23 protein-coding genes are annotated in these 23,962 nt (G+C 70.2%); 8 read left to right on the top strand and 15 right to left on the bottom strand.

All coding sequences use genetic code 11. The features are described from left to right. Window positions 1-92: 92 nt before the first annotated feature. Window positions 93-956 (bottom strand): sulfurtransferase, encoded by an 864-nt coding sequence (locus tag EXW95_RS13730; RefSeq protein ID WP_174367917.1) that lies wholly within the window; start codon window positions 954-956, stop codon window positions 93-95. Between the two features lie 135 nt (window positions 957-1,091). Between EXW95_RS13730 and EXW95_RS13725 the strand changes: the two genes are divergently transcribed. Next, window positions 1,092-1,538: a SufE family protein gene (locus EXW95_RS13725; RefSeq protein WP_174367916.1), complete on the top strand. Its 447-nt coding sequence runs from the start codon at window positions 1,092-1,094 to the stop codon at window positions 1,536-1,538. Between the two features lie 236 nt (window positions 1,539-1,774). Here the strand turns inward: EXW95_RS13725 and EXW95_RS13720 are convergent, their stop codons facing one another. From EXW95_RS13720 to EXW95_RS13690, 7 genes are all read right to left on the bottom strand, one after another. After that, the gene (locus tag EXW95_RS13720) at window positions 1,775-2,317 is read right to left on the bottom strand and encodes a hypothetical protein (protein WP_174367915.1); all 543 of its coding nucleotides are present in this window, start codon (window positions 2,315-2,317) and stop codon (window positions 1,775-1,777) included. A 141-nt stretch (window positions 2,318-2,458) separates the two neighbouring features. Further along, complete coding sequence (rdgB, locus tag EXW95_RS13715; RefSeq protein ID WP_174368988.1) at window positions 2,459-3,058, bottom strand: RdgB/HAM1 family non-canonical purine NTP pyrophosphatase; 600 nt, start codon at window positions 3,056-3,058, stop codon at window positions 2,459-2,461. 110 nt (window positions 3,059-3,168) lie between these two features. Then, entirely contained in the window at window positions 3,169-4,554 is a 1,386-nt protein-coding gene (locus EXW95_RS13710) for a D-alanyl-D-alanine carboxypeptidase/D-alanyl-D-alanine-endopeptidase (protein WP_174367914.1), read from the bottom strand. A gap of 43 nt (window positions 4,555-4,597) precedes the next feature. Then, window positions 4,598-5,332 (bottom strand): metallophosphoesterase, encoded by a 735-nt coding sequence (locus EXW95_RS13705; RefSeq protein WP_174367913.1) that lies wholly within the window; start codon window positions 5,330-5,332, stop codon window positions 4,598-4,600. Between the two features lie 71 nt (window positions 5,333-5,403). Then, window positions 5,404-5,676, bottom strand: coding sequence for a hypothetical protein (locus EXW95_RS13700; protein ID WP_174367912.1), 273 nt, complete (start codon window positions 5,674-5,676; stop codon window positions 5,404-5,406). 46 nt (window positions 5,677-5,722) lie between these two features. Further along, on the bottom strand, window positions 5,723-6,199 hold the full coding sequence (locus EXW95_RS13695; RefSeq protein ID WP_174367911.1) for a flavin reductase family protein: 477 nt from the start codon (window positions 6,197-6,199) through the stop codon (window positions 5,723-5,725). A 58-nt stretch (window positions 6,200-6,257) separates the two neighbouring features. Continuing rightward, window positions 6,258-7,883, bottom strand: coding sequence for a glycoside hydrolase family 10 protein (locus tag EXW95_RS13690; RefSeq protein WP_174367910.1), 1,626 nt, complete (start codon window positions 7,881-7,883; stop codon window positions 6,258-6,260). 116 nt (window positions 7,884-7,999) lie between these two features. On the opposite strand from EXW95_RS13690, the gene gnd reads away from it, so the two are divergent. From gnd to EXW95_RS13675, 3 genes are all read left to right on the top strand, one after another. Then, window positions 8,000-9,466: a decarboxylating NADP(+)-dependent phosphogluconate dehydrogenase gene (gene gnd, locus EXW95_RS13685; RefSeq protein ID WP_174367909.1), complete on the top strand. Its 1,467-nt coding sequence runs from the start codon at window positions 8,000-8,002 to the stop codon at window positions 9,464-9,466. A 255-nt stretch (window positions 9,467-9,721) separates the two neighbouring features. After that, a complete protein-coding gene (gene rpoZ / locus EXW95_RS13680; RefSeq protein WP_174367908.1) occupies window positions 9,722-10,021 on the top strand; it encodes a DNA-directed RNA polymerase subunit omega in 300 nt (99 codons plus the stop codon). A 74-nt stretch (window positions 10,022-10,095) separates the two neighbouring features. After that, window positions 10,096-11,349 carry a sodium:proton antiporter gene (locus EXW95_RS13675; RefSeq protein WP_174367907.1) on the top strand — a complete coding sequence of 418 codons (1,254 nt, stop codon included), beginning with the start codon at window positions 10,096-10,098 and terminating at the stop codon, window positions 11,347-11,349. Between the two features lie 75 nt (window positions 11,350-11,424). Here EXW95_RS13675 and EXW95_RS13670 read toward each other — a convergent pair whose 3' ends face one another. Together EXW95_RS13670 and xpt are read right to left on the bottom strand one after the other, a co-directional pair. Further along, on the bottom strand, window positions 11,425-11,991 hold the full coding sequence (locus tag EXW95_RS13670) for a peptidylprolyl isomerase (RefSeq protein WP_371810069.1): 567 nt from the start codon (window positions 11,989-11,991) through the stop codon (window positions 11,425-11,427). 27 nt (window positions 11,992-12,018) lie between these two features. After that, a complete protein-coding gene (xpt, locus tag EXW95_RS13665; protein ID WP_174367905.1) occupies window positions 12,019-12,600 on the bottom strand; it encodes a xanthine phosphoribosyltransferase in 582 nt (193 codons plus the stop codon). A 65-nt stretch (window positions 12,601-12,665) separates the two neighbouring features. Between xpt and EXW95_RS13660 the strand changes: the two genes are divergently transcribed. Next, a complete protein-coding gene (locus EXW95_RS13660) occupies window positions 12,666-13,601 on the top strand; it encodes an aminoglycoside phosphotransferase family protein (protein WP_174367904.1) in 936 nt (311 codons plus the stop codon). An 89-nt stretch (window positions 13,602-13,690) separates the two neighbouring features. On the opposite strand, the gene EXW95_RS13655 is transcribed toward EXW95_RS13660, so the two are convergent. From EXW95_RS13655 to EXW95_RS13640, 4 genes are all read right to left on the bottom strand, one after another. Beyond that, on the bottom strand, window positions 13,691-14,626 hold the full coding sequence (locus EXW95_RS13655) for a quinate 5-dehydrogenase (protein WP_174367903.1): 936 nt from the start codon (window positions 14,624-14,626) through the stop codon (window positions 13,691-13,693). Window positions 14,627-14,656: 30 nt separating this feature from the next. Continuing rightward, window positions 14,657-15,310 (bottom strand): hypothetical protein, encoded by a 654-nt coding sequence (locus EXW95_RS13650; protein WP_174367902.1) that lies wholly within the window; start codon window positions 15,308-15,310, stop codon window positions 14,657-14,659. Between the two features lie 61 nt (window positions 15,311-15,371). After that, the gene (locus EXW95_RS13645; protein ID WP_174367901.1) at window positions 15,372-16,367 is read right to left on the bottom strand and encodes a Gfo/Idh/MocA family protein; all 996 of its coding nucleotides are present in this window, start codon (window positions 16,365-16,367) and stop codon (window positions 15,372-15,374) included. Between the two features lie 155 nt (window positions 16,368-16,522). Further along, entirely contained in the window at window positions 16,523-17,596 is a 1,074-nt protein-coding gene (locus EXW95_RS13640) for a methyltransferase domain-containing protein (protein WP_174367900.1), read from the bottom strand. 111 nt (window positions 17,597-17,707) lie between these two features. Between EXW95_RS13640 and EXW95_RS13635 the strand changes: the two genes are divergently transcribed. Continuing rightward, a complete protein-coding gene (locus tag EXW95_RS13635; protein ID WP_174368987.1) occupies window positions 17,708-19,063 on the top strand; it encodes a TrkH family potassium uptake protein in 1,356 nt (451 codons plus the stop codon). Window positions 19,064-19,094: 31 nt separating this feature from the next. Further along, window positions 19,095-20,444, top strand: coding sequence for a TrkH family potassium uptake protein (locus tag EXW95_RS13630; RefSeq protein ID WP_371810068.1), 1,350 nt, complete (start codon window positions 19,095-19,097; stop codon window positions 20,442-20,444). A gap of 15 nt (window positions 20,445-20,459) precedes the next feature. On the opposite strand, the gene EXW95_RS13625 is transcribed toward EXW95_RS13630, so the two are convergent. Further along, window positions 20,460-20,744 carry a DUF427 domain-containing protein gene (locus EXW95_RS13625; RefSeq protein WP_174367899.1) on the bottom strand — a complete coding sequence of 95 codons (285 nt, stop codon included), beginning with the start codon at window positions 20,742-20,744 and terminating at the stop codon, window positions 20,460-20,462. Window positions 20,745-20,854: 110 nt separating this feature from the next. Between EXW95_RS13625 and EXW95_RS13620 the strand changes: the two genes are divergently transcribed. Continuing rightward, the gene (locus EXW95_RS13620) at window positions 20,855-23,917 is read left to right on the top strand and encodes an alpha-amylase family glycosyl hydrolase (protein WP_174367898.1); all 3,063 of its coding nucleotides are present in this window, start codon (window positions 20,855-20,857) and stop codon (window positions 23,915-23,917) included. Window positions 23,918-23,962 lie beyond the last annotated feature (45 nt).

Here is a 23,962-nt window from a genome sequence, read left to right as displayed (position 1 = left end):
CAACTCCACCTCTAACCGTTGTGTTTACGGCTTCTCGCTCTGCTCGGTTCAGGTGCGCCGAGCAGTTCACTCGACGCACCTGAACGCCTCGGTCAGGCTTCGCTGTAGCTCTTCTCGATGGGCATGCCCACGGCGTTGCCCCACTCGGTCCAGCTGCCGTCGTAGTTGCGGACCTTGGGGTAGCCGAGCAGTTCGCGCAGCACGAACCACGTGTGGCTGCTGCGTTCGGCGATGCGGCAGTACGCGATGACGTCCTTGTCGGCGGTGACGCCTTCACCCTCGTACAGGGCTTTGAGTTCGTCGGCGCTCTTGAAGGTGCCGTCCTCGTTGGTGGCCTTCGCCCAGGGGATGCTGCGCGCGCCGGGGATGTGACCGCCGCGCAGCACGCCTTCCTGCGGGTAGTTGGGCATGTGCGTGACCTTGCCGCTGAATTCGTCGGGGCTGCGGACGTCCACCAGCGCGCCGGTGCCGTTCCGGACGCCGTCCAGGTGGGCCTTGACCTCGTCGCGGTAGGCGCGGAGGCTGTCGTCGCGGGTCAGGGCGGGGTAGCTGGTCGCCTCGACGCTGGGGGCGTCGGTGGTGGTGGGGCGGCCCTCCGCGACCCACTTCTGGCGGCCGCCGTTCATGAGCTTCAGGGTGTTCTTGACGCCGCTGTAGGACAGGAACCAGTAGGCGTAGCTGGCCCACCAGTTGCTCTTGTCGCCGTACAGGACGATGGTGTCGCCTTCCTTGATCCCCAGGCGGCCCAGCAGTTCGCTGACCTTGTCGGGGGTGATGAAGTCGCGTTCGACGGGGTGCCACAGGTCGACCTGCCAGTCGAGTTTCACGGCGCCGGGGGCGTGCCCGGTGTCGTAGAGGAGGATGTCCTCGTCCACCTCGATCAGGCGGATGCCGTCTTTGTTGAGGTTCTGTTCGACCCAGTCGGTGCTGACAAGTACGTCTTTCGCGTAGTCCATGGTGTGGTGCCTCCTGTGAGTGGTGGAACTGCCGATTGCCCCAGGATTGTACCCTGACTCCCGACTTATTGACAAAAGAGGTCAACTGGACAGGCCCACCCAATCCCGCCCCAGGCGCGGCGGTACACTCCGCGCATGACCGACGCCGCGCCCGCCCTGCCGGAAAAACTCCAGAGCATCGTCAGCATGTTCCGCAGCGCCCCCAAACCCCTGCGCCTCCAGGCCCTGCTGGAATACAGCAAGAAACTCCCCGGCCTGCCCGAGAAGTACCTCGAACACCCCGAATTCCTCCAGCCCGTCCCCGAATGCACCAGCCCCTTCTTCCTCGTCACCGAGCAGGACGAGCAGGGCGGCATGCACCTGTACTTCAAGGTCCCCGAGGAAGCCCCCACCGTGCGCGGCTACGCCGGCATCCTCCACGAGGCCCTGAACGGCGCGCAGCCCGAGGAGATCCTGAGCATCCCCGACCAGTTCTACATGGACATGGGCCTGACCGAACTCATCACCCCCATGCGCCTGCGCGGCATGGGCGCCATCCTGATGCGACTGAAGAACGACGTCCGCGAGCACGCCAAAGCGTAAGGACCGTCAGCGCAACGGGCCGCTCTCCCCTGCCTGGGAAGCGGCCCGCTTCCGTTGTTCCCGCTTCATACGGGATTAAATTGACTTGCTTCCAACGTGATTGCCTTCCGTTGTCCCCTCTCCCCCTGTGGGACTCGGAGAGCTGCGCAGCAGAGAGGGATGGAGGAGCGAAGCGACGGAAGGGTGAGGGGGCCACCGGGCGACTCCGGATGATCTGGAATCACTTGAATCCCGTATCAGTCCTCGGGCAGCAGGGCGTCAATGAGCAGCGCGGTCACACCCAGCGCCAGTCCGTACGTGAGGTGCGCGCCCAGGCGGTTGGCGTGACCCTTCACGGGCGTGCCAGCCGGGCCGTCCTGCAGGCCCAGCAGCGGCACGAGGCCCTCGTCCACCAGTGCCCAGAGGCCCACGCCGAACGCCGCGCCCTTGACGGGGTTGCCCCGCCCGGCCAGCGCGCCGTACAGGGCGCCGCTGCCGATGCCCATGCCCCAGTGGACCGCCTCGCTGAGCGCCGCGCGGGTCTGTTTGCCGGGCGCGTGCCCCTCGGTCTTCTCGTACGCGACGCGGCCGATGGCGGCGGTGCTGCTCTCGCCGGGCTGGTGCTGCTGCCCGATCACCGAGATGGAATGCTCGTCCTTCTTCGGTTCCTTCTGCTGATCCCCGCCGTCCTCGCTCCGGCCTTCCACGAGTGGCGCCACGCGCGTCCAGTACTGCCCCATCGCCAGCGTTCCCACGGCCCCGCCGATCAAGCCTGCCAGCACGTTCCGGTATGCACTCATGGAGCCCACCGTACCCAGCCGCCCAGGGCGGCAACTGGAACGCGGCGCCCCGGGTGAAGGAAGCCTGCACGGCCCGTCAGCGGAACATGAACGCGCGAGGCCACCCCCGGATCAGAGGTGGCCCCACGTACGCGCCCGACTTCAGACGATCGGGGTGATGTCCCGCTCGGGCAGGCCGCTGCGGTGCGCGTCACGCAGGGCCGCCAGCGCCCGCCCACGGTGGCTGATGGCGCGCTTCTCGGCGACGGTCAGTTCGGCCAGGGTGCGGGTGTCGCCGTCCGGGACGAACAGCGGGTCGTACCCGAAGCCGTTCGCGCCGCGCGGACCTTCGAGCAGCGTGCCGTGCAGTTCACCGCGGTACGTCTCCAGGTGCCCGTCCGGGTATGCCAGGATCACGACGGACACGAACTTCGCGCGGCGGTTCTTCTCACCGCGCAGTTTCTCCAGCAGGTACACGTTGCGTTCCACGTCGCTGTCGCGGTTGCCGTAGCGGGCGGAGTACACGCCGGGCTCGCCCTGCAGGGCCTCGACCTCGATGCCGCTGTCGTCGGCCAGCGCGGGCCGCCCGGTGATCAGCGCGGCGGCGCAGGCTTTCAGCGCGGCGTTCTCCTCGTAGGTCGCGCCGGTCTCCTCCGGCAGGGGAACGCTGCCCAGCGGGCTGAGGGTCCAGCCGGTGCCCTGCAGGGCTTCCTCGATCTCCCGGATCTTCCCGGCGTTGCTGGTCGCCACCACCACGTTCATGCCCGCTTCAGTCGTCACGCCCCGCAGTTTATTGGATCGGGTTCACGAACTGCATGAAGCGGCGCACCTTTGCGCCACCCCCTCCGCCGGGTGGGTGGCGATCCCCCCGGTCAGTGGGCGGCCGCGACCGCGCGCACCACGTCGTCCTGCACGGCCCGCAGGGTCAGGATCGGGGCTGAGTCGGGGCCGTTCATGATCACCGCGAACGCCAGGACGTGCCCGCTGCGGCCCGTGACGTACCCGGCCAGGGCACTCACGCCGGGCAGCGTGCCGGTCTTGGCGCGCACATCCAGCCCCGCGCCGCGCAGCCGCAGCGCCATCGTCCCGCCGCGCCCGTCGTGCTCGGGGACGTCCTCGCCCGTCCCGGCCTGCGGGAGGGCCTCCGCGAAGGCGTTCCCACGCGCGCTGTACAGCGCCTCCGGCAACCCCGCCCTCCCGGGCAGCGGCGCGGGCAGGTCGAACTGGGCGCGCAGCACGTCCACCAGCACGCGAGGGCTCAGGCGGTTCTCGCGGCTCAGGCCACTGCCGTCATGCAGTTCCACGCCACTGAGGTCCGTCCCAATGCGCCGCAGGTACGCCCGTTCACGCGCCAGCGCCCCGTGCAGCGTGCCGCCCGAGCCGTGCGCCAGCGTCCCCAGCAGTTCCTCGGCGCGCAGGTTGTCACTGGGCCGCAACGTGGCCGCCAGCACCCGGAACGGCGACGCACTGCGGACACTGGCGATCCCCTGCTCCGGGCGGGCAGAGGCGGGCGTGACCGGGTCCGGCGGCAGCGCGCGGCCCTGCCCGTCCGTCCGGGCAGGCGGCACCCACGCCTGCCACGGCGCCGCGCGGCCCACGCCCTCGCGCGTGACGCGCACGCCCGCCGCACGCAACTGCGCGATCAGCGCCCCGCCCAGCCTCTCCCGCGCCGCCTGCGCTGACGCGGGCGGGTCGTCCCGCCACTCGGCGAGCCGCAGCGCCGTCATGGGCGACCCCAGCGGCAGCGTCCAGGCGGCCGCGTCGAAGCCCCGGTCGTCCACGCGCACCTCGCCCACCTCGCGCAGCCCCCGCGCGTACGCCTGCCGCGCCAGCGCCCGCAGGCTGTACCCGCCCGACGCCACGCTCAGGGTCGGGTCACCACTGCCGCGCAACGTCACCGCCTTCACCGACGCCCGGCCCACCTGCACCGCCGGAACCGTCAACTCGGCACTCCACCAGCCCCCGGCCCCGCCCCGCTCGTCCAGCACGCTGGCAGCCGTCACGACCTTCGTGGTGCTCGCCGGGATCAGCGCCCGGTCGGGCGACTGCGCCTCCAGCACCTCGCGCGTGCGCAGGTCCTGCACCAGCAGCGCCACCTCCACACCCTCCGGCACGCCCCGCAGCGCCGCCGCCACCCCCTCACCCAGACCCGGCTCGCGCGACAGGTGCAGCGTCACCGGCGCGCCCGCAGCGGGCGCGGCCACCTGCGCCGCCCCCGTCAGACCCAGCAGGACGGCAATCAGGAAGGCGCAGCGCATGCGGCCCAGGATAAAGGCAGAACGTGAGGGCGCCCAGCGGACGTTACTCGCCGGTGCGGGCGCGGCGTTTCTGGTAGGCGCCGGTCAGGAGTTCCGCGACGTACTCGCGGGTGAACGGCATGCCGCTGGCCTCGGCGGCGCTGATCTCCTCGTCGCGGTCGTACGTCAGGCGGACGTACGTGGCGCTGTGGGACGGGCCGTGCGGGTCGAATTCCAGCACCAGGTAGCACGGCAGGGTGGAGTCCAGCGGGTTGCCGACGCTGCCGCAGTTGATCAGGGGGCGGCCCTCGACGTCCAGCATCAGCGCCTCGTGCATGTCGGCGTACACGAGGGCGTCCGCGTGGGCGGTCAGGCCGAACTGCGGGTTCGGCGCGAACGCTTCGAGTTGATCGTGCAGGCTGCTGTGCGGGTACAGGCGGTGAAACAGGCCGCGGCTGCTGGCGTGCACGAAGCGCCACCAGGCGCCGCTGAACTGTTCCTCGATGCCGTACGGGAGGGCGCCGAGGTACGCGAGCCCTTCGGGGCTGAGTTTGCTGCGCGGCCAGAGGTCCTGTGGGCGGTGCGTGGCTCCGGCGACGCGGGCGTCCCAGTTACCCTGGATGACGCGCGTGGCGTGCGCCTGCGTCCAGTCCAGCACTTCGCGCGGGCGTGGTCCCTTGCCGACCAGGTCGCCCAGCACCCAGATGTCCGTCAGGCCGCGCCGCTGAATGTCTGCGTGGACCGCGAGGGTAGCCGCCAGGTTGGCGTGCAGGTCCGCGAGAATGGCGAGGCGAATCATGCCCCGGAGTCTAGCCCAGCCCCGGCGCGGGCCCCGCGCAAATCCGGCAGGCGTCTCAGACGGATTCCGGGTCAGGCCGGGCGGGGCGTGAGGGCCGCGACCATCGCCAGGGTGATCAGGCCCGCCGTGACGAGGCCCGCGACCACGAACCATGCCGGGGCGCGTCCGCCGCCCGAGGCGTTCGCGCCGGTCCAGGCGAGGCGCAGGTTCACGAGGGCCAGCATCATCAGCACGGCGTCCAGGGCGTCCACCACGCCGCTCCCCACGGTCAGCGGGTACGCGACGAGGCGGGTGACGCCGACGAGCACGAGCGCGATCAGCAGTTGCAGCGCGTAGGGGGGCACGGGACCATTATGGGCGGTGGGGTGTGGCCGCTGACCCCGGTTCGTGTTACCCCAGTTCGTGGTACTGGCCGCGGAAGTACACGAGCGGGTCGTCGTCGGTGTAGCGGCTGTACTCGACGAAGCCCAGGAACAGCGTGTGGTCCCCGGCCTCGATGACGCGGTCCTTGCGGCACACGAGCTGCGCGACGCTGCCGCCGATCAGCGGCAGGCCCTCGTGCTCGAACCACGGCACCTGATCCTCGGGGCCGGGGCGTCCGGCGAAGTGGTCGCTGAGGTGGCGCTGCGTGGCGGACAGGACGTTCACGCCGAAGTGCGTCACGTCGTCCTGGAGCAGCAGGGCGTGCATGTGGGCGCGCGTGTCCACGCTGACGAGGATCAGGGGCGGCTGGAGGCTGACGGACACGAAGGCGCTGGCGGTCATGCCGCGCCGCTCGTCCCCCTTGGCGGTGATGATGGTCACGCCGCTCGCGAAGCGGCCCAGCGTCTGACGGAATTCCTGCGGGGAGAGGCCGGTGTCGGTCATGCCGGGAGTGTACCCGGCGGGCTGCCTGGGCGGGTCGGCTGCGCGGGACGTCGGGGGGTCAGGGTCTGGCGGGGGGCAGGCTGGGGATGAGCTGAACGGCCCGCACGAGCAGGTCCGGGAGGCGCACCACGCCGCGTTCGGGCACGCGGTCGAGCCAGCGCTGTCCGCTGACGCGGATCTCGACCGGGCCGGGGGTCAGGGTGGCGAAGCCGTAGTAGCCGAGTGCGTCGGTCTGCGTCTGCGCGATGGGCTGGCCGCCCCGCAGGACCTGCACGGTCTGCCCACCGGGCGTGCCTGCGCCCGTGATGCGGCCCAGCAGGCCGCGCGTGGTGGGGGGCGCCTCGGTCCAGGGGCGGGGGGCGTGCAGGGCGGCGCCGGGGGCGGTCAGGGCGGCCTGCACGGCGCCCAGTCCGGCGGGGGTGGTCTGCCGCTGACCGTACACGTCGGCGGTGGGCGTGCGGTACGAGTACCCGACCCAGCCGAGGCCCGCCCTGACGCTGCGGGCAGCCTGCGCGGCGGTGACCTGCGGGGCGTTGAGGTACATGGCGGTGCCTGACGCGAGGGCGACGCGCTGCCCGTCGGGGCGGGTCTGCACCTGCTGCGCGAACGCGTTCCAGCGGTCGAACCACGCGCCCTGGGGTGGGGCGGCGTCGCGTTTATAGTTCATCAGGACGTTCAGGTCGATCAGGCCGGTCTGCATCCAGGTGGGCCAGTCCTGCAGGACGTCGGTGTACGTGCGGGTCTGGCGGAACGCGGCGGGGTCGGCGGGCGCGTCGCTGTACGTGATGGTGGCGGCGCTGACCCAGGCGTCGGGGCGCACAGCCTTGACCTCCAGGGTGATGCGCCGCACGAGGTTGGTGATCTGCTCGCGTTTCCACGCCTGCCACGCGGCGTCGGTGGGGGCGGGCGTGCCGCTTTTCCCGGTCTCGGCGCGGTAGCGGGCGAGCGTCTTGGGGTCGTAACCCCACGCGCCGCCGTCCGGGTAGCGGATGCGGTCAAGCTGGATGCCGTCCACGGGGTAGTGCCGCACGAGGCTCACGGCGGCCTGGGTGACGTACTCGGCGGCGTCGGGAATGGCGGCGTCCAGCCACGCGTCCTTGCCTTCGAGCCAGCTGCCGTCGGGGCGGCGCGCCAGCCACGACGCGCGGCCCGAGTCGGGGCCGTGGGCGCGCATCAGGTGGTCGGGGCTGGTGTTGGGAACGGTGGTGTTGGCGATGCCGGTCACGCTGATCCACGCGATGACCCGCATGCCGCGCGCGTGCGCCTGCGCGGTGATGGCGTCCAGCGGGTCGAAGCCGGGGGTCAGGTCGGCGTCGCTGATGGCGGGCACGCTGGCCTTGCGGCACAGGCAGTCGGCGCGGCGGATGGCCTGCACGAACAGGGTGTTCACGCCCAGGCGCGCGGCGTCCTGCACGGTCTGCCTGACCTGCGCGGGGGTTTTCAGGCCGGGGCCGAACGCGTCGATCCACAGGCCGCGCAGGCTCGCGCCGGGCAGATTCGGGCCGGGCTGGCCCGCTGCGGGCTGAGTTGCCGCCGGCTGAGCTGCTGCGGGTTGCGCCGTTCCGGGCGGAGTCGCCGCGCTGCCCGTGGGCGTGGCGGGGGCCGGAGTCGCCGTCTGGGCGGTGGAAGCGGAAACGCCCAGCAGGAGGGGCAGGAGCAGGGCGCGCAGCGGGGGGCGGGGCATGGGTGCCGGGAGGCTAGCGCACCCCACTCCCGGAAGGGTGAGGGGCGACACGCTGGGCGGGCGCTGTGCGGACATGCGTTCACGCCTCCCATTTGTGTGCCCCGTACACTTGCGGCATGACTTCTGACCTGCAGGGAACGGCGGACATCGGCGTGATCGGACTGGCCGTGATGGGCGAGAACCTCATCCTGAACATGGAAAGCCGGGGCTTCACGGTCGCGGCGTTCAACCGCACGGTCAGCAAGGTGACGGCCTTCACGCAGGGCCGCGCGAAAGGCAAACGCATCCTGGGCGCCGACAGCCTGGAGGGCTTCGTGGCGCTCCTGAAGCCGCCGCGCCGCGTGATGCTGATGGTCAAGGCGGGCGCCGCCGTGGACGAGTTCATCGGACACCTGACGCCCCTGCTGTCGGGGGGCGACATCATCATCGACGGCGGGAACAGCCACCCGGCGGACTCCACGCGCCGCACCCGCGAACTGGCGGAGAAAGGCCTGCTGTTCATCGGCACCGGCGTCTCCGGCGGGGAGGAGGGCGCGCTGACCGGCCCGAGCATCATGCCCGGCGGCAATCCGCAGGCGTGGGAGGCCGTGAAGCCCATCTTCCAGGGCATCGCGGCGCGCGTGGCGGACGGCACGCCCTGCTGCGACTGGGTCGGGCCGGACGGGGCGGGGCACTTCGTGAAGATGGTGCACAACGGCATCGAGTACGCCGACATGCAGATGATCGCCGAGAGCTACCAGCTGCTGCGCGCCGCTGGCCTGACCGCCCCCGAGGCCGGGGAGGTCTTCGCCCGCTGGAACGAGGGTGAACTGGACAGTTACCTGATCGAGATCACGGCCGACATCCTGCGCAAGACCGACGACGAGACCGGGCAGCCGCTGGTGGACGTGATCCTGGACGCCGCCGGGCAGAAGGGCACCGGGAAGTGGACGTCGGTCGCGGCGTTGGACGCCGGGAGTCCCGCCGCGACGATCACCGAGGCGGTGTACGCCCGCGCCATGAGTGCCCTGAAGGCCGAGCGCGTGGCGGCCAGCGCGGTCCTGAGCGGCCCGACCTTCGCCGCGCCCGCCGACCGTGACGCGTTCGTGGAGGGCGTGCGGCAGGCGCTGTACGCCAGCAAGATCGCCGCGTACGCGCAGGGCTTCCAGCTGCTGCACCTGAGCGCGCAGGACGCCGGGTGGACGCTGGACTACGGGCGGATCGCGCAGATGTGGCGCGGCGGGTGCATCATCCGCGCGGCTTTCCTGGACCGCATCAAGGACGCGTACGACGCGCAGCCGGACCTCGCGAACCTGCTCGTCGCGCCGTACTTCCGGGACGCGGTGCAGGGCGCGCAGGGCGCGTGGCGCGACACCCTGGCAGCCGCCGTGCGCGGGGGCGTGCCCGTTCCGGCGTTCAGCAGCGCCCTGGCGTACTTCGACGGGTACCGCTCGGCAGTGCTGCCCGCGAACCTCATCCAGGCGCAGCGCGACTACTTCGGCGCGCACACCTACGAGCGCACGGACCGCGCGCGCGGCGAGTTCTTCCACACGAACTGGACCGGGCGCGGCGGGGACACGGCCAGCACGACGTACAACGCCTGAGGCGGACTCCGGCTGAATGGTTTGAGCAAGCCATTCAACCCGAGCGGAGCGAGTAGGAGCAACACGGGTTCCGGGAGTGCAGGCGACAATGTGGAAGGACGCCGGATTGTCGCCGGAACAGACGGAATCCGCCTGACCTGTCACCCGGAGGACCAAAACTGTGGGGTCGGGGGTTGGCCGGGGGGCGGCGAGTGGGCTAGAGTGGGGGGCTGATACCGGTGCAGGGTCCGGTGGCTTCCAGGGAGGTTGTGCATCATGGCAGAACGAGATATTGACAAGCTGCTGTCAATGACCGACAGCAAGTACCGACTGAGCGTCGTGACCGCCAAGCGTGCGCTGCAGCTGCGCAGCGGCGCGCCGAGCGTGCTGCCGGTCGAGCAGCGCGTCCGCACGCGGAATCTGGTCACGCAGGCGATGCGGGAACTGGCGACCGGGAAACTCACGGTCGGCACGAACATGATCGACGAGCAGCGCTTCCATCAGGATTACGTGCGTCAGCGCCAGGCCCAGCTGCAGGCGCAGCTGAACGCCGAACGCGAACGCGAACGGGACTGATTCCCGTTTGACCGGAAAGCGCCCCCCCGTGGGGCGTTTTTTCGTGCCCTGCAGCGGGGGGTATGGTGTGGGGGATGCTGAGTGCTTTTGCTGTGCTGCTGTGCGTGACCGCGCTGCTGGCGTACCTGAACGACCGGTTCCTGCACTTTCCGACGACGGTGGGGGTGACGCTGGCGGGGGCGCTGGCGAGCATCCTGCTGATCGCGCTCGACGCCGTGGGCGTGCCGGGCCTGCGCGGGTGGGCGGCGGGGGTGCTGCAGACGCTGGATTTCACGAATTTCGTGCTGAACGGGATTCTCAGTGTGCTGCTGTTCGCGGGGGCGCTGAGCCTGGACGCGCGGCAGATGCTGCGGCAGCGGCGGAGCATCCTGCTGCTGGCGTTCCTGAGTACGCTGATCAGCACGGCGCTGATCGGGTTCGCGGCGTACGGGGTGTTCGCGCTGGTGGGGCTGGACGTGCCGCTGATGTGGGCGCTGCTGTTCGGCGCGCTGATCAGCCCGACGGACCCGGTGGCGGTGCTGGACCTGCTGAAGCGGGCGCGGGTGCCGGTGAAGATCGAGACGCTCATCGCCGGGGAGAGCCTGTTCAACGACGGGGTGGGCGTGGTGATCTTCCTGGCGCTGGCGGGCGCGGCGGGCCTGGGCGGGCATGGCGCGCAGGTCAGCGCGGCGGGCGTGGCGGGCCTGTTCGCGCAGGAGGCGCTGGGCGGGCTGGCGTTCGGGGCGCTGCTGGGCGGCCTGGGCTACGCGCTGCTGCGCGGCGTGAAGGAGCACGCCGTGGAGATCCTCCTGACGCTGGCGCTGGTCGTGGGCGGGTACGTGGCGGCCGCCGCGCTGGGCATCAGCGGGCCGCTGGCGATGGTCGTGGCGGGCCTGGTGATCTCCGCGTACAAGCACACGCTGTTCACGCCGAGCACGCAGGAACTCGTGGAGGGCTTCTGGGAGACCGTCGATCAGGTGCTGAACATCCTGCTGTTCGCGTTCATCGGTCTGGACGTACTCCTGACCGAAACGACCGGCGCGCAGATCCTCGCGAGCGTCATCCTGATCGGCGTGGCGCTCGCCGCCCGCTGGATCAGCGTGGCGCTGCCGTTCGCGCTGGTGCGCGCCCGCGAGGGCTACGGGGCGTACACGGTGCGCCTCCTGACCTGGGGCGGGCTGCGCGGCGGGATCGCCATCAGCCTCGCGCTGGGCCTGCCGGACAGCCCGTACCGCACGCACGTCGTGACGGTCACGTACGCCATCGTGCTGTTCACCATCGCCGTGCAGGGCCTCACGATCATGCCCATCGTGCGCCGCGCCGTGGAGGCCACACCGGACGAGGGTTGAGAGTGAAAGGGTGATGGTTGATGGATCGGGGCCATCCCCAGTCCATCAACCATCAACTGTTGACCTTCTACTTCTTTACTTCTCGACGAGGTACGCGGTTTCGATCACGTCGGCGGTGCCCATGCGGCCCGGCTCGATGCGGGTGAGGCGGTCGAGCACGTCCAGACCCTCGACGACCTTGCCGAACACGGTGTGGCGGCCGTCGAGATGGGGGGTATCCACGAAGGTGATGAAGAACTGGCTGCCGTTGGTGTTCGGGCCGCGGTTCGCCATGCTCAGGATGCCCTTGCCGCGGTGGCGGTGGTCGTTGGGTTCGTCCTCGAAGTCGTAGCCGGGGCCGCCGGCGCCGGTGCCGGTGGGGTCACCGGCCTGCGCCATGAAGCCGTCGATGACGCGGTGGAACTTGATGCCGTCGTAGTAGTGGTGGCGCAGCAGGTACGCGAAGCTGTTCACGGTGACGGGCGCGTCGTCCGCGAACAGTTCGACGACGATGCGGCCCTTGCTGGTTTCCAGCACGGCGCGGTAGTTCTTGCCGGGTTCGATGCCGTCCCCGAGTTCGGGGGCCGCGCTGAAGCGGGTCTGGCGCTCGGCGCTCAGTTCGGGGGTGACGGTGAAGCCATCCTGCTGGTAGTGGTCACTCATGGGGGGCATTGTACCCCCACCCCCGGATCAGCGTCCGGCCTCGACCAGGATTCCCTCGGCTTCGCTCATGCGGACGATGTTCGCCAGCGTGTGGATAGGGACGTTCAGGTCGGCGAGTTTCTCGCGGCCCGACTCGAACTGCTTTTCCACCACGCAGCCGATCCCGAGCAGCTGCGCGCCGCTGACGTCGATCATGCCCGCCAGGGCGCGCAGCGTGCCGCCCGACGCGAGGAAGTCGTCGATGACGACCACGCGGTCGTCTGCGCCCAGGAACTCGCTGCTGACGAACAGGTCCACCACGCCGCCCTTGGTGCGACTGACGGACTGCGCGGTGAAGATGGGTTCTTTCATGGTGACGGGTTTCTTCTTGCGGGCGTACACCATCGGCACGCCCAGCACCATGGCGGTGGCGATGGCGGGCGCGATGCCGCTGACCTCGATGGTCACGATCTTGTTCGGGTTCAGGGGCGCGAAGTGCCGCGCGAAGGTCTCCCCCATCTCGCGCGTCAGGTGCGGGAGAAGCTGGTGGTTGACCAGTCCGTCCACCTTGAGAATGCCGCCGGGGAGAATCTCGCCCTGCTGCCGAATGGCGTCCACGAGTGCCTGCATGCCCCGGAGTGTACCCGCCGTCTGGCGGATGCCGGTCGGGTCGCCTACGCGGCATGCTGGGGCGCGTGCCGGCCCTGCCTGACCTGACCCCCGCCGAACTGGCCGCCTTCGCGCGGCAGTTCGCGCTGGAGGGACCCCTGACGCGCCTGCCCAGCGTGGGCATCGTGAACCGCGTGTACCGCGCCCGCCGCGCCGGGCAGGACGTGGTGCTACGCGTGCCCCTGCCCGGCGACGCGGCGGACGCCCTGACCGAGAGCGTCGCCGTGCCCGCGGCGGTCCGGGCGGGCCTTCCGACGCCGGAACTGCTGGTGTTCGACGATTCCCGCGCGGTGCTGGACGCGCCGGTCAGCGTGTACGCCTTCGCGCCGGGCCGCAGCCTGGACGGCCTGGGCTGGGCGCACGGCGACCCACGCCTGTCGCGCGCGTGGCGGGAGGCAGGCCGCGCCCTGGCCGCCCTGCACGCGGGCGTGGACAGCGCACCCGACCCACACGGGTACCTGGAAACCATCAAGCCGCCCGACCCGGCCCGCACCCGCGCGCGCGTCCTGACCGCCGAGCGGCTGGGCACCGCCGAGGCGGACTGGGCGACCGACCTGACCGCCCGCCTGCTGAGCGAGACCCCGCCGCCCGCGCAGCCCGCCTTCCTGCACGACGACCTGCACGCCGGGAACCTGATGGTCAATGGGGACGGCGCGGTCACCGCCCTGATCGACTGGGGGGACGCCGGGTGGGGCGACCCGGCCCTGGACCTCAGCTATTCCGGGCCGCTCGCGGTTCCCGACCTTCTCGCCGGGTACTGCGAGGCCAGCGGCACCACAGACGACGCCCTGACCCTGCGGGTGCTGGCGTACACGCTGGACAACGCTACCCGGTACCTCACCCGGCAGCCGGAGGCGCACGAGAACGGCGACCTGTGGTACACCCGCCCCACCACCGCGCTGATGCAGCTGCTGCGGATCAGCCCGCGCGTACCGCAGTGGCAGGAGGCGCTGGGGCAGTGAGCTCTGAGCTATGAGGCGAGCTCAGGCCAGAGCAGAAGCTTCAGCTATCCGGCTCAGAGCCCAGAGCTCATAGCCCACAGTCCAGTCCCTTACAGCTCGTTGACTTCGGGTTTGAAGCCCACCTGCCGGATGAATTCCAGGTACTCGGGGCCGGTCAGGGCCTCGCGTTTGCCGCTCAGGGCGACGAACATGGCTTCCAGGACGTTCGTGGCGAAGTTGCGGCTGCCCATGCGGGGCGTGGTGGTGATCAGGCGCTTCACGCCGCGCGTCTTCATCCACTCGCGGTCGGCGGCGGTGATGGTCTGCGTGAGGATCGTCTTTCCGCTGAGGTCCTGCGGGGCGTAGCGTTTGGCGTAGTGGGTGTCCCCGGCGATCACGTCCGCCCAGGCGTAGTACTTCGTCCCGCTGCCCTGCACGCTGCTCTCCTGCTTGGCGCCCGTGGGGTAGAACCAGTCCTGCGGGAGCTGCGTGATGACCGGCAGCACGAGTTTGGCGACGCGGCGCAGGGAGGTGATGCTGCGCAGGGGCCGGTCGAGGTTCAGGCCGAACACGATGTCCCCGAACACGATGTCGGCGTGGTGCTGCGCGAGGGCCTCGGCCATGCCGAAGCGGTCCACGGCGGACACCATCAGGACCTTCTGGGTGCGCCAGTTCAGGATCGGGTCGAGCTGCGCGATGGCGTCGCGTTCCAGGGTGTTCTTCAGGCCCGAGCCGTCCAGGACCGGCGTTTTGACAGCGTTCTTCACGAGGGCGCGGACGTTGCGGAAGGTGTAGCGCTTCTCGTCCGCGATGACGTACAGGTCCGCGCCGCCCAGCCCGAAGGCGTCCACCTTGCCGTCGAGCGCCTGGAACAGCGCCGCCATCTTCTCCGGGTCGCCGTCGGTGCCGAGGCGTTCGATGATGAACGGCTGGCCCAGCACGGTCACCTCTTCGCGGGCGTTGCGGGCGCTGCTGCCCAGGCTGACGCTCACGACGTGCTTGTGCCCGGCGGGCGCGGGCTGCCAGCCCTGGAGGATGTCGGTCATGAGCGGCATTCTACGGGCCTGGGCAGCCCGTTAGAACCGTCCGGTCACGAGAAACGCCGATTCTTCGTCGTGCGTCGCGAAGATGTAGATCGGAATGCCGTTCACGAGTCGGTAGTGTTCAGCGTCGTGGAATTCCGGGTCGTCCGAGAGCAACTTATAGGCCTGCTGGCGGGGCGTACCGGGCCTGCGCGGAAAGACGACGTCGTCCAACGCACGAATCTGCAGGAGGAGCCGGTGAATGTTCCCGTCCGCCTCGCCCCAGTACTTCGTGGGCGTCCCGCCGATCTTGCTTCCCCCGTAGGCGTCGGCCCTGGAGGCCTTCCCGTACACCGGCGTCTCGACAAGGGGCGAGGCGACCTCCATCTGCGGATGCTCAGGGCCGTGAAGGTACAGCCGGTAGTCGGTCTGGAGTGAGCGTGCCTCGGCCGCGCTGATGGGCCGACTGACCGGGGTTTCGGGGAATGTCGGCACGGTGCTACCCGTGCAGGACACGCAGTAGAACAGGCTCAGGTGACGGCCGGGCAGCACTCCGGATACGTCGAGGGTGAAGAAGTACGGCATGGGCGTCCCGCACAGCCGACAGTCCGGAGCCTCGGTCAGGTGCAGTGGCGGCTGTCCGCCGCAGGACCCGATCACGCCTGCGCCGCGCGGGGCGTCCTCTGACCGCCAGAAGACCTTGATCATGGCGGGCATCATAGGGACGGCGAGACGCTCGCGCGCGTCAATCTGCCCATTGCTGTGCCGCTCAGTGGTCCGGCAGGGCCACCCGCTGCCCGGTGCGCGCGGCGTGCAGCAGCGCGTCGAGTACGCGGGCCTGCGCGACGGCGTCGTCCGGCGTGAAGAGCAGTGCCTCCTGGCCGCGTGCGGCGCGCTGGAGGTGCGCGACCATGCGGGCGTAGCCGTTGCCGGGGCCGATCTGTTCGGTGCGGGTGCGGCGGTCCGTCTCGACGCGCAGGGTGGTGGGCTCCTGCGTGTGGCTGTGGAACACGCCGTCCACGTCCAGCGTGCCGCGCGTGCCGATCACGGTCAGGCGCTGGGTGCTGCCTCCCTCGTCCCAGTCGAAGCCGCAGTCGAGGCTCGCCAGGGCGTGCGGGTATTCCAGGGTGCCGCTCAGGCCGAGGTCCACCCCGCCGGGCGTCCAGCGGGCCTGGGCGGTCACGGCGGCGGGTTCGCCCAGCAGCAGCCGGATGAGGTTCACGGGGTACGTGCCGACGTCCAGCAGCGCCCCGCCGCCCTGGTCGGCGTTCCAGCGGAAGTCGTCCGGGTTGGTCATGTGGAACCCGAACAGGCCCCGCACGGCGCGGATCTCCCCGAGGTCCTGCGCGGCGATCTCGCGCACGCGGTCCACGTGCGGCTGGAAGCGGTACGCGAACGCCTCCAGATGCAGCCGCCCGGTGTCGCGCGCGGCGTCCGCGAGGGCCTGCGCCTGCGCGGCGTTCAGCGCGACGGGTTTCTCGGTCAGGGCGTGCTTCCCGGCGCGCAGCGCGGCCTCGCTCCAGGGCAGGTGCGCGTCGTTCGGGAGGGGGTTGTACACGGCGTCCACGTCCGCCGCGATCACATCCTCGTACGTACCGAGCACCGGCACGTCCCACTGCTGCGCGAACGCCTGCGCCCGCGCGGAGTGCGGGTCCCGCGCGCCGAAACCCACGACCTCACCGCCCGCCTCGCGAATCGCGGGAATCAGCGCGCGGGCAATGCGGGCGGCCCCCAGCAGCCCCCAGCGGAACGGTCGGTCGGTCATACCAGCAGCGTAACAGGCGGATGGTTGATGGTTGATGGTTGATGGTTGATGGTTGATGGTTGATGGTTGATGGTTGATGGTTGATGGTCAACAGCGGCTGCGCGGCGAGCCCGCCCGCGTCAAGGCCCCCCCCACAACCCACTCCCTACTGCCCACTACCTTTTGCTGAGCAGGTACGCCTTGGGGTGGTGGCCGCCGCTGGCGACCTGGAAGAGTTCGTGCGCGTGCCATTTCTGCTGCTGTGCCAGGACGCGTTCGAACAGGCGGATCTCGTGGGTGATGACGCACAGGCGGCCGCGCTGGCTGGTGAGGCGGTGCATCTCGGTCAGGAAGGCGGGGTAGAGGGTCTCGTTCGCGCCGTGGCTGCTGATCGCGTCGCCCCAGGGGAGGTCGGCCATGATCAGGTCGAAGGACCGGGCGGGGAGGTCGGTGTGGAGGGCGTCGCGGTGGGCGACCTCGATCTGGCGTTTGGCGGCGCGGATGTTCTCCTGCGCGCACCGCACGGCTTCGGGGTTGATGTCCACGCCGACCAGGGCGGCGCTGGGTCCCATCAGGTCCCGTTCGATCAGGAGGGTGCCGCTGCCGCTCATGGGGTTGAAGATGCGGTCGGCGTCGCGCTGCCCGGCGAGTTTGTGTGCGGCGTACGCGATGGTGGCGTTCAGGCCGCCCGCCATGTTGCACACGCGCCACGGGCGGGCGCTGAGGGGCCTGGGCGTGATGCGGGCCAGGACGTCCCAGCCCTGAGCGTCGTCGCTGGGACGCAGGCGGATCAGCAGTTCGCCCGCCTCGGGGTCGTGCGGGAGGTTCAGGCTCTGCTGGAGTTCCTCCGCGAGGCGCTGCATGACCGGGCTGTCCTTCCCGGCCGCGCCGAAGCGGAAGGACTGGTGCCCGCCGACCTCCACGACCTCACGCAGGTACTCGGTGAGTTCGGAAAGCTGCTGGTTGCCCAGCAGGCCGCGCGGGCGGGGCACGTCCCAGGTGCGGATGCGGTACACGGCAACGACGCTGCGCATGCGGGTCAGGCGTTCGGGGCTGCCGGGGAACCAGAAGCGCAGGCCGCGCACGTCGCGGGCCAGCGGCACGCCGCTCAGTTCGGTCGCGGCGACGTCTTCCAGTCCGGCCAGCACGTCGAGTTCGTACTCGCGGGCGGGCTGGCGGGTGCGGTGGTCCACTTTGGGGCGGGGGCGGCCCTTGGGCGCGTTTCGGTCGGGGCGGGCAGGGCGCGGCATAGCAGATCAGTATACGGGCTGCGCGGCGGGGCGTAGAATCCGGGCCGCACCTATGAGCGCCTCTCCCCACCCCACGCGCCGGAACCGGGCCGCTCCAGTCGCCGTAAACCCCTGCTGGCCCGCCTGAACCCGCCGCAGCTGATCGCGTTGTCGTTCGCGGTGGCGATCCTGCTGGGTGGGCTGCTGCTGACCCTGCCGGGCCTGCACGGCGTGAACGAGGACGGCACGCGCCGCAGCGTGAGCTTCCTGCAGGCGCTGTTCACGGCGACCAGCGCGCTGTGCGTGACGGGCCTGAACGTCATCGACCCCAGCCGGGACTTCAACCGGGCGGGGCAGCTGGTGATCATGCTGCTCATTCAGCTGGGCGGCCTGGGGATCATCACGTTCGGCACGTCCTTCGCGCTGCTGTCGCGCCGCCGCGTGAACTTCACCGAGCGGATGCGCGTGGCGCAGCAGGTGGGCGCGCTGAACGCGGGTGGGGTGCTGGGATTGATCCGCAGCATCTTCCTGTACACGTTCCTGATCGAACTGGCGGGCGCGGCGCTGCTGGCGTTCCGGTTCGTGCCGCAGGAGGGCTGGGGGCCGGGGCTGTTCTACGCGCTGTTCCACTCGGTCAGTGCGTTCAACAACGCGGGTTTTGCGCTGTACAGCGACAACCTGATGGGTTTCGTGGGCGACCCGCTGGTGAGCGGAGTGATCGCGCTGCTGATCATCCTGGGCGGCACGGGCTTCCTGGTGCAACTGAACGTGGTGGCGCACCTGATGAACCCGCGCCGCAACCGCCTGATGGTGCACAGCAAGCTGGTGCTGACCATGATGGCCGCGCTGCTGGTGGTGGGCACGCTGGGGTACCTGGCGTTCGAGTGGAGCAACCCGAAGACGCTGGCGCCGCTGGGCTTCGGGGAGAAGCTGCTGGCGAGTTTCTTCCAGAGCGTCACGACGCGCACGGCGGGCTTCAACACGCTGGATTATGGCGCGATGCAGTTGTCCACGCTGTTCATGACGATCATCCTGATGTTCATCGGCGCGAACCCCGGCGGGACGGGTGGCGGCATCAAGACCAGCACCTTCTACGTGATGATGGCTTCCGCGTGGAGCATGGTGCGCGGGCGGCGCGACACGACGCTGTTCCGGCGGCGCATCGACACGGACACGATCCTGCGGGCCATGACGGTCGGGCTGCTGAGCATCGGGCTGGTGAACGTGATGTTCCTGCTGCTGCTGGTGTTCAATTCCCGCGCGGACGTACTGTTCGTGAACCTGTTCTTCGAGGCGGTCAGCGCGTTCGGCACGGTGGGCCTGAGCATGAACACCACGCCGCTGCTGAACGCGAATCAGCAGGTCGTGCTGATTCTCCTGATGTTCCTGGGCCGCATCGGGCCGCTGACGTTCGCGGTGGCGTTCAACCGGCCTGACAGTCGCGCGCTGATCCGCTACCCGGCGGACAAGGATATCCTGATCGGATGATCCTCTCCTGGCCCGGCCGGTGCCGCGCGGCGTGACGCGTGCGCGTCGCCGGGCGCGCAGGCTCCGGCCGCCGCAGCTGATCGCGCTGGTGTACCTGCTGGGCATCGCGCTGGGCGCGGCGGCGCTGCACCTGCCGGGCATGACGCGGCCCGGCGCGGACCTGAGCGTGGTGGACCTGATCTTCACGGCGACCAGCGCGATCTGCATCACGGGACTGGTCGTGGCGGATACCGGCGAGGCGTTCACGCGGCTGGGACAGGTGACGATCCTGCTGCTGGCGCAGGTGGGCGGACTGGGCATCCTGACGTTCGGGACACTGTTCGCGCTGCTGACGGGGCGGCGCGTGAACTTCAGCGAGCGGCAGCAGCTGGCGCAGCAGGTGAACGCCCTGGACGTGGGGGGCGTGCTGGGACTGGTGCGGATCATCTTCCTGTACACCTTCGTGGCGCAGGGGGTGGGAACGCTGCTGCTGTCCCTGCGGTTCGTGCCGCAGTTCGGGCTGGGCGAGGGCCTGTACCAGTCGGTGTTCCACTCGATCAGCGCGTACAACAACGCGGGCTTCGTGGTGGTGCCCGGCGGGATGCTCCCGTACGCGCAGGACCCGCTGGTGAGTGGCGTGATCGCGCTGCTGATCGTGCTGGGCGGCCTGGGGTTCCTGGTGCAGCTGAACCTCCTGACGCACCTGGCGAACCCGCGCCGCACGCGCCTGATGGTGTACAGCCGCCTGACGCTGGTGACGACCGGGGCGCTGCTGGCGCTGGGCGCGGCGCTGCTGCTGGCCCTGGAGTGGCGGGGCGCATTCTCGGGCCTGGGCACTGGCGGGAAGCTGCTGGCCGCGGCGTTCCAGAGCGTCACGCCCCGCTCCGGGGGCTTCGCGACGGTGGACCTGCTGGCGCTGGCGCCGGGGAGCGTGTTCCTGCTGATCGCACTGATGTTCATCGGGGCGAACAGCGGCTCGACCGGTGGGGGCATCAAGACGAGTACGTTCGCGATCCTGCTGGGCAGCGCGTGGAACCTGATCCGGGGCCGCACGGAACTCATCGCGTTCGGGCGGCGCGTGATGCCGGAGAACGTCGTGCGGGCCGGGACGATCACGACCATCTACACGCTGCTGGTGTTCACGGGGTTCTTCCTGATGCTGGTCACGAATCCGGCGCTGGGCTTCACGCCGCTGCTGTTCGAGACGGTCAGCGCGGCGGCGACGGTGGGCCTGAGCCTCGACGTGACGCACCGCCTGAACGACGCGGGCCTGGTGGTCCTGTGCGCGCTGATGTACCTGGGGCGGATCGGGCCGGTGACGTTCGCGCTGGCGCTGAGCCTGCGGGAGACGCCGGGCAGCGTGATCAAGTACCCGCCGGAACGCGACATCCTGGTGGGATGACCCGGCCGGGCCGTCTCAGTCCTGGGTGACCTTCACGCCCTTCCAGAAGGCGACGCGGCCCGCGATCTGCCGGGCAGCGTCCTTGGGTGTCGGGTAGTACCAGGCGGCGTCGGGGTTCTCCTGGCCGTTCACCTGCAGGGTGTGGTAGCTGGCCTCGCCCTTCCAGGGGCAGGTGGTGTGGGTGGTGCTGGGGCGCAGGTACTCGGGGTTGACGCTGCCTGCGGGGAAGTAGTGGTTGCCCTCGACGACCACGGTGTCGTCGGACTGGGCGATGGTGACGCCGTTCCAGGTGGCTTTCATGGGTTCACGCTACGGGGGGGTGGGGGGCGGCGACTGTCAGCATGCTTGCCGCGTGAGCGAACGGTGAAGGTTGACTTCCGGAAGCGCTTCCGTTTTGAATGAAAGCCTACATGAAACGCTTCCATATGGTCGGGCGCGCGGGCGCCCTGGCAGCCCTCACGCTGTCCCTGTCGGCCTGTAGCCTGTTCAAGGCTCCCACCGCAACGCCTCGCATGTGGCAGGACGAGGTCATCTACTTCGCCATGACCGACCGTTTCGCAAATGGCGACCCTGCCAACGACAACGGCCCGAACCGCGACGCCGGGGACCGCGCGGACCGCACCAACCCGCTGGCGTGGCACGGCGGGGACTTCGCGGGCCTGAAAGCCAAGATCGACGACGGGTACTTCAAGCGCATGGGCTTCACGGCCATCTGGGTCAGCCCGGTCGTGCTGCAGGTGCCCGCCATCGACACGGGCAGCGGCCCCAGCCAGGGCAAACCGTTCGCCGGGTACCACGGCTACTGGGCCGAGGACTTCAGGAAGGTCGATCCGCACTTCGGGACCCTGGACGAGTACCGGGCGCTGATCGACACGGCGCACCGGAACGGCCTCAAGGTCATTCAGGACATCGTGGTGAACCACGCCGGGTACGGCGCGACCCTCACGAAGACGAACCCCGACTGGTTCCACACGAAGGCCGACTGCGACGCGTCGAGCAACAAGACCACCGACTGCGACCTGGCGGGCCTGCCGGACTTCAGGCAGGAACTCCCGGCCGTCACGGCGTACCTGAACGACTTCGTGACGTACTGGCGCGGCGCGACCGGCATCGACGGGCTGCGCATCGACACCATGAAGCACGTCCCGGACGCGTACTGGACGCAGTTCTTCAGGGCGGGCGGCGCGGGCGACCCGGCGAAGATCTGGTCGGTCGGCGAGGTGTTCGACGGGAACCCCGCGTACCTCGCGCGCTTCATGAACGACCTGGGCGCGCCCAGCGTGTTCGACTTCGCGCTGTACTTCGCGTTCAAGGATCAGATGAGCAGCGCGGGCGGGAACCTTGACCGCATGGCGGACGTGTTCGCGCAGGACGGCGTGTACCGCGACCCCACGCGCCTGACGACCTTCGTGGACAACCACGACGTGCGCCGCTTCGTGACCGAGGTGACCGAACGGGGCGGCAGCGCCGCGCAGGCCGCCGAGCGGCTGGACATGGCGCTGTCCACCATGTACCTCTCGCGCGGGACGCCCAGCGTCTGGCAGGGCACCGAGTACGCCCAGCCCGGCAAGGGCGACCCCTACGACTACCCGCTGGGACAGGGCAACCGCGAGGACATGGACTTCACGCGCCTGAGCGGCAGCACGCTCGACGAGCGCCTGGGCGCCCTGGCCGCCGCGCGCGGCAGGTACCGTGCCCTGACCCGCGGCGCGCAGCAGGAACTCTGGCGCCCGAACGGCGGCGCGCCCGTCCTGGCGTACCGCCGCGTGATCAGCGGCGTGAATGGCGTGGCCGGGCAACCGGTGGTGTTCGTCGTGAACAACGGCGACACGGAACTGGATCTGGGCAGCCTGAGTGGCGGCGGGATTCCGCTGCTGGGCACCTTCTCCGGCACCACCCTGACCGAGGTGACGGGCCGCGCCAACACCCTGAGCGTCAGCGGGGGCAAACTGGTGGGCCGCGTGCCCGCCCGCAGCGTCCTGGCCGTCACCGCGCCCAGCGGCTCCGGCGCGACGGGCACCGTGAACGCGGCCCTGCCGGAGGTCGTGGGCCTGACCGTCCTGGCCGGGGACAGCGCCGCGCAGCTGACCTGGACGCCGGGCACCGACGCGAAGGTCGCCGGGTACCGCGTGTACGTGAAGGCGGCGGGCGGCACCGAGCGCCTCGTGAACTTCGCGCCCATCCCGGCCACGCAGGGCAGCTTCCTGGTGCGCGGCCTGACGAACGACGTGACCACCACCTTCCGAGTGGTGACGGTGGACAGCGCCGGAGCCGAGAGCAAGGGCGTGACGGCCAGCGGCACGCCGAGCAGCAAGAACACCGCGAAGGTGACGTTCACCGTGGACGCCCGCACGCAGGGCAACGGCCCCATCGAACTGCGCCGCTTCGACACCGGCAGTCAGGTCGAGTACCCCATGACGCAGGACACCCCGGGCGTGTGGAAGACCAGCATCGACCTCCCGCTGTTCCGCGAAGTGAAGTTCAAGTTCGGGAACGACAGCGCCAGCGCGAAGAACGGCGGGTACGAAGCCCCGGGCCAGGGTGACCGCGCCTACGTGGTCGGCACGAACGGGAACACCTACAGCGGCACGTACGACTTCACCGAGCAGCCCGTCCCGGCCGCCACGATCACCGGGCGCGTCACGGGCGGCGGGCAGAACCTGGGCGGCGCCCTGGTGGAGGCGACGAGCGCCAACCCGGCCCTGAACTACGCGATCACCTTCCCGGACAGCACGTACACCCTGCGCGTGCCCGCCGGGGCGCAGACTCTGAAAGCCAGCGCCGGTGGCTACCTGGACGGCACGCTGAACGTCACGGCGCCCGCGCAGAACGCGAACATCGATCTGGCGCGCGACATCCGCACGAAGTACACCATCGACGGCGACCTGAGCGACTGGACCGCCCCCGCCGTCAGCGTGCAGAGTCCCGCCGAGGGCACCTTCGGCGCGAACAACAACTGGCTGACCCTGCGGGCCGACAGTGACGCGGACTTCCTGTACCTCGCGTACACGTACCGCGTGGACGGCAACAGCGCCATCCTGTACCTGGACACCGCGCCCGGCGGCGCGAAACAGGCCGATCAGTTCGAGGCCTGGAAACGCGCCGCGACCTTCAGCGGACAGGTGGACGGCGTGAACGCCTTCATCGCCCGGTACGGCACCGACAAGGCCCAGCTGCGCCTCGTGCAGAGCGACACGGCCACGCCCGAGGTGAACGCCGCCGACTACTTCCAGGCCAGCAGCGGCGCGGCCCCCGATCAGACGGTGGAACTCGCGATTCCCTGGACGGCGCTGGGCCTGAGCGGCAGACCCGCCACCGGGACCGGCCTGATGGGCGGCATCTTCGGCGGGGACGGGTATGGCGCGGGCGACATCATCCCCGACGCGAAGAGCACCCCGGCCGGCGCGAACACCATCACCGACTGCTACGCCTCCTGCCGCGCGACGTTCACGGAACCCCTCAAACTGCCCTGAACCCTATCAGCAGAGAGGGCGTGCCGGTCGAACCTGGCACGCCCT

Source organism: Deinococcus sp. JMULE3 (assembly GCF_013337115.1).
In the GTDB taxonomy this organism is placed as follows: domain Bacteria; phylum Deinococcota; class Deinococci; order Deinococcales; family Deinococcaceae; genus Deinococcus.
The sequence above is the reverse complement of the archived record's forward strand: the minus strand, read 5'-3'. Positions and strand labels throughout refer to the sequence as shown.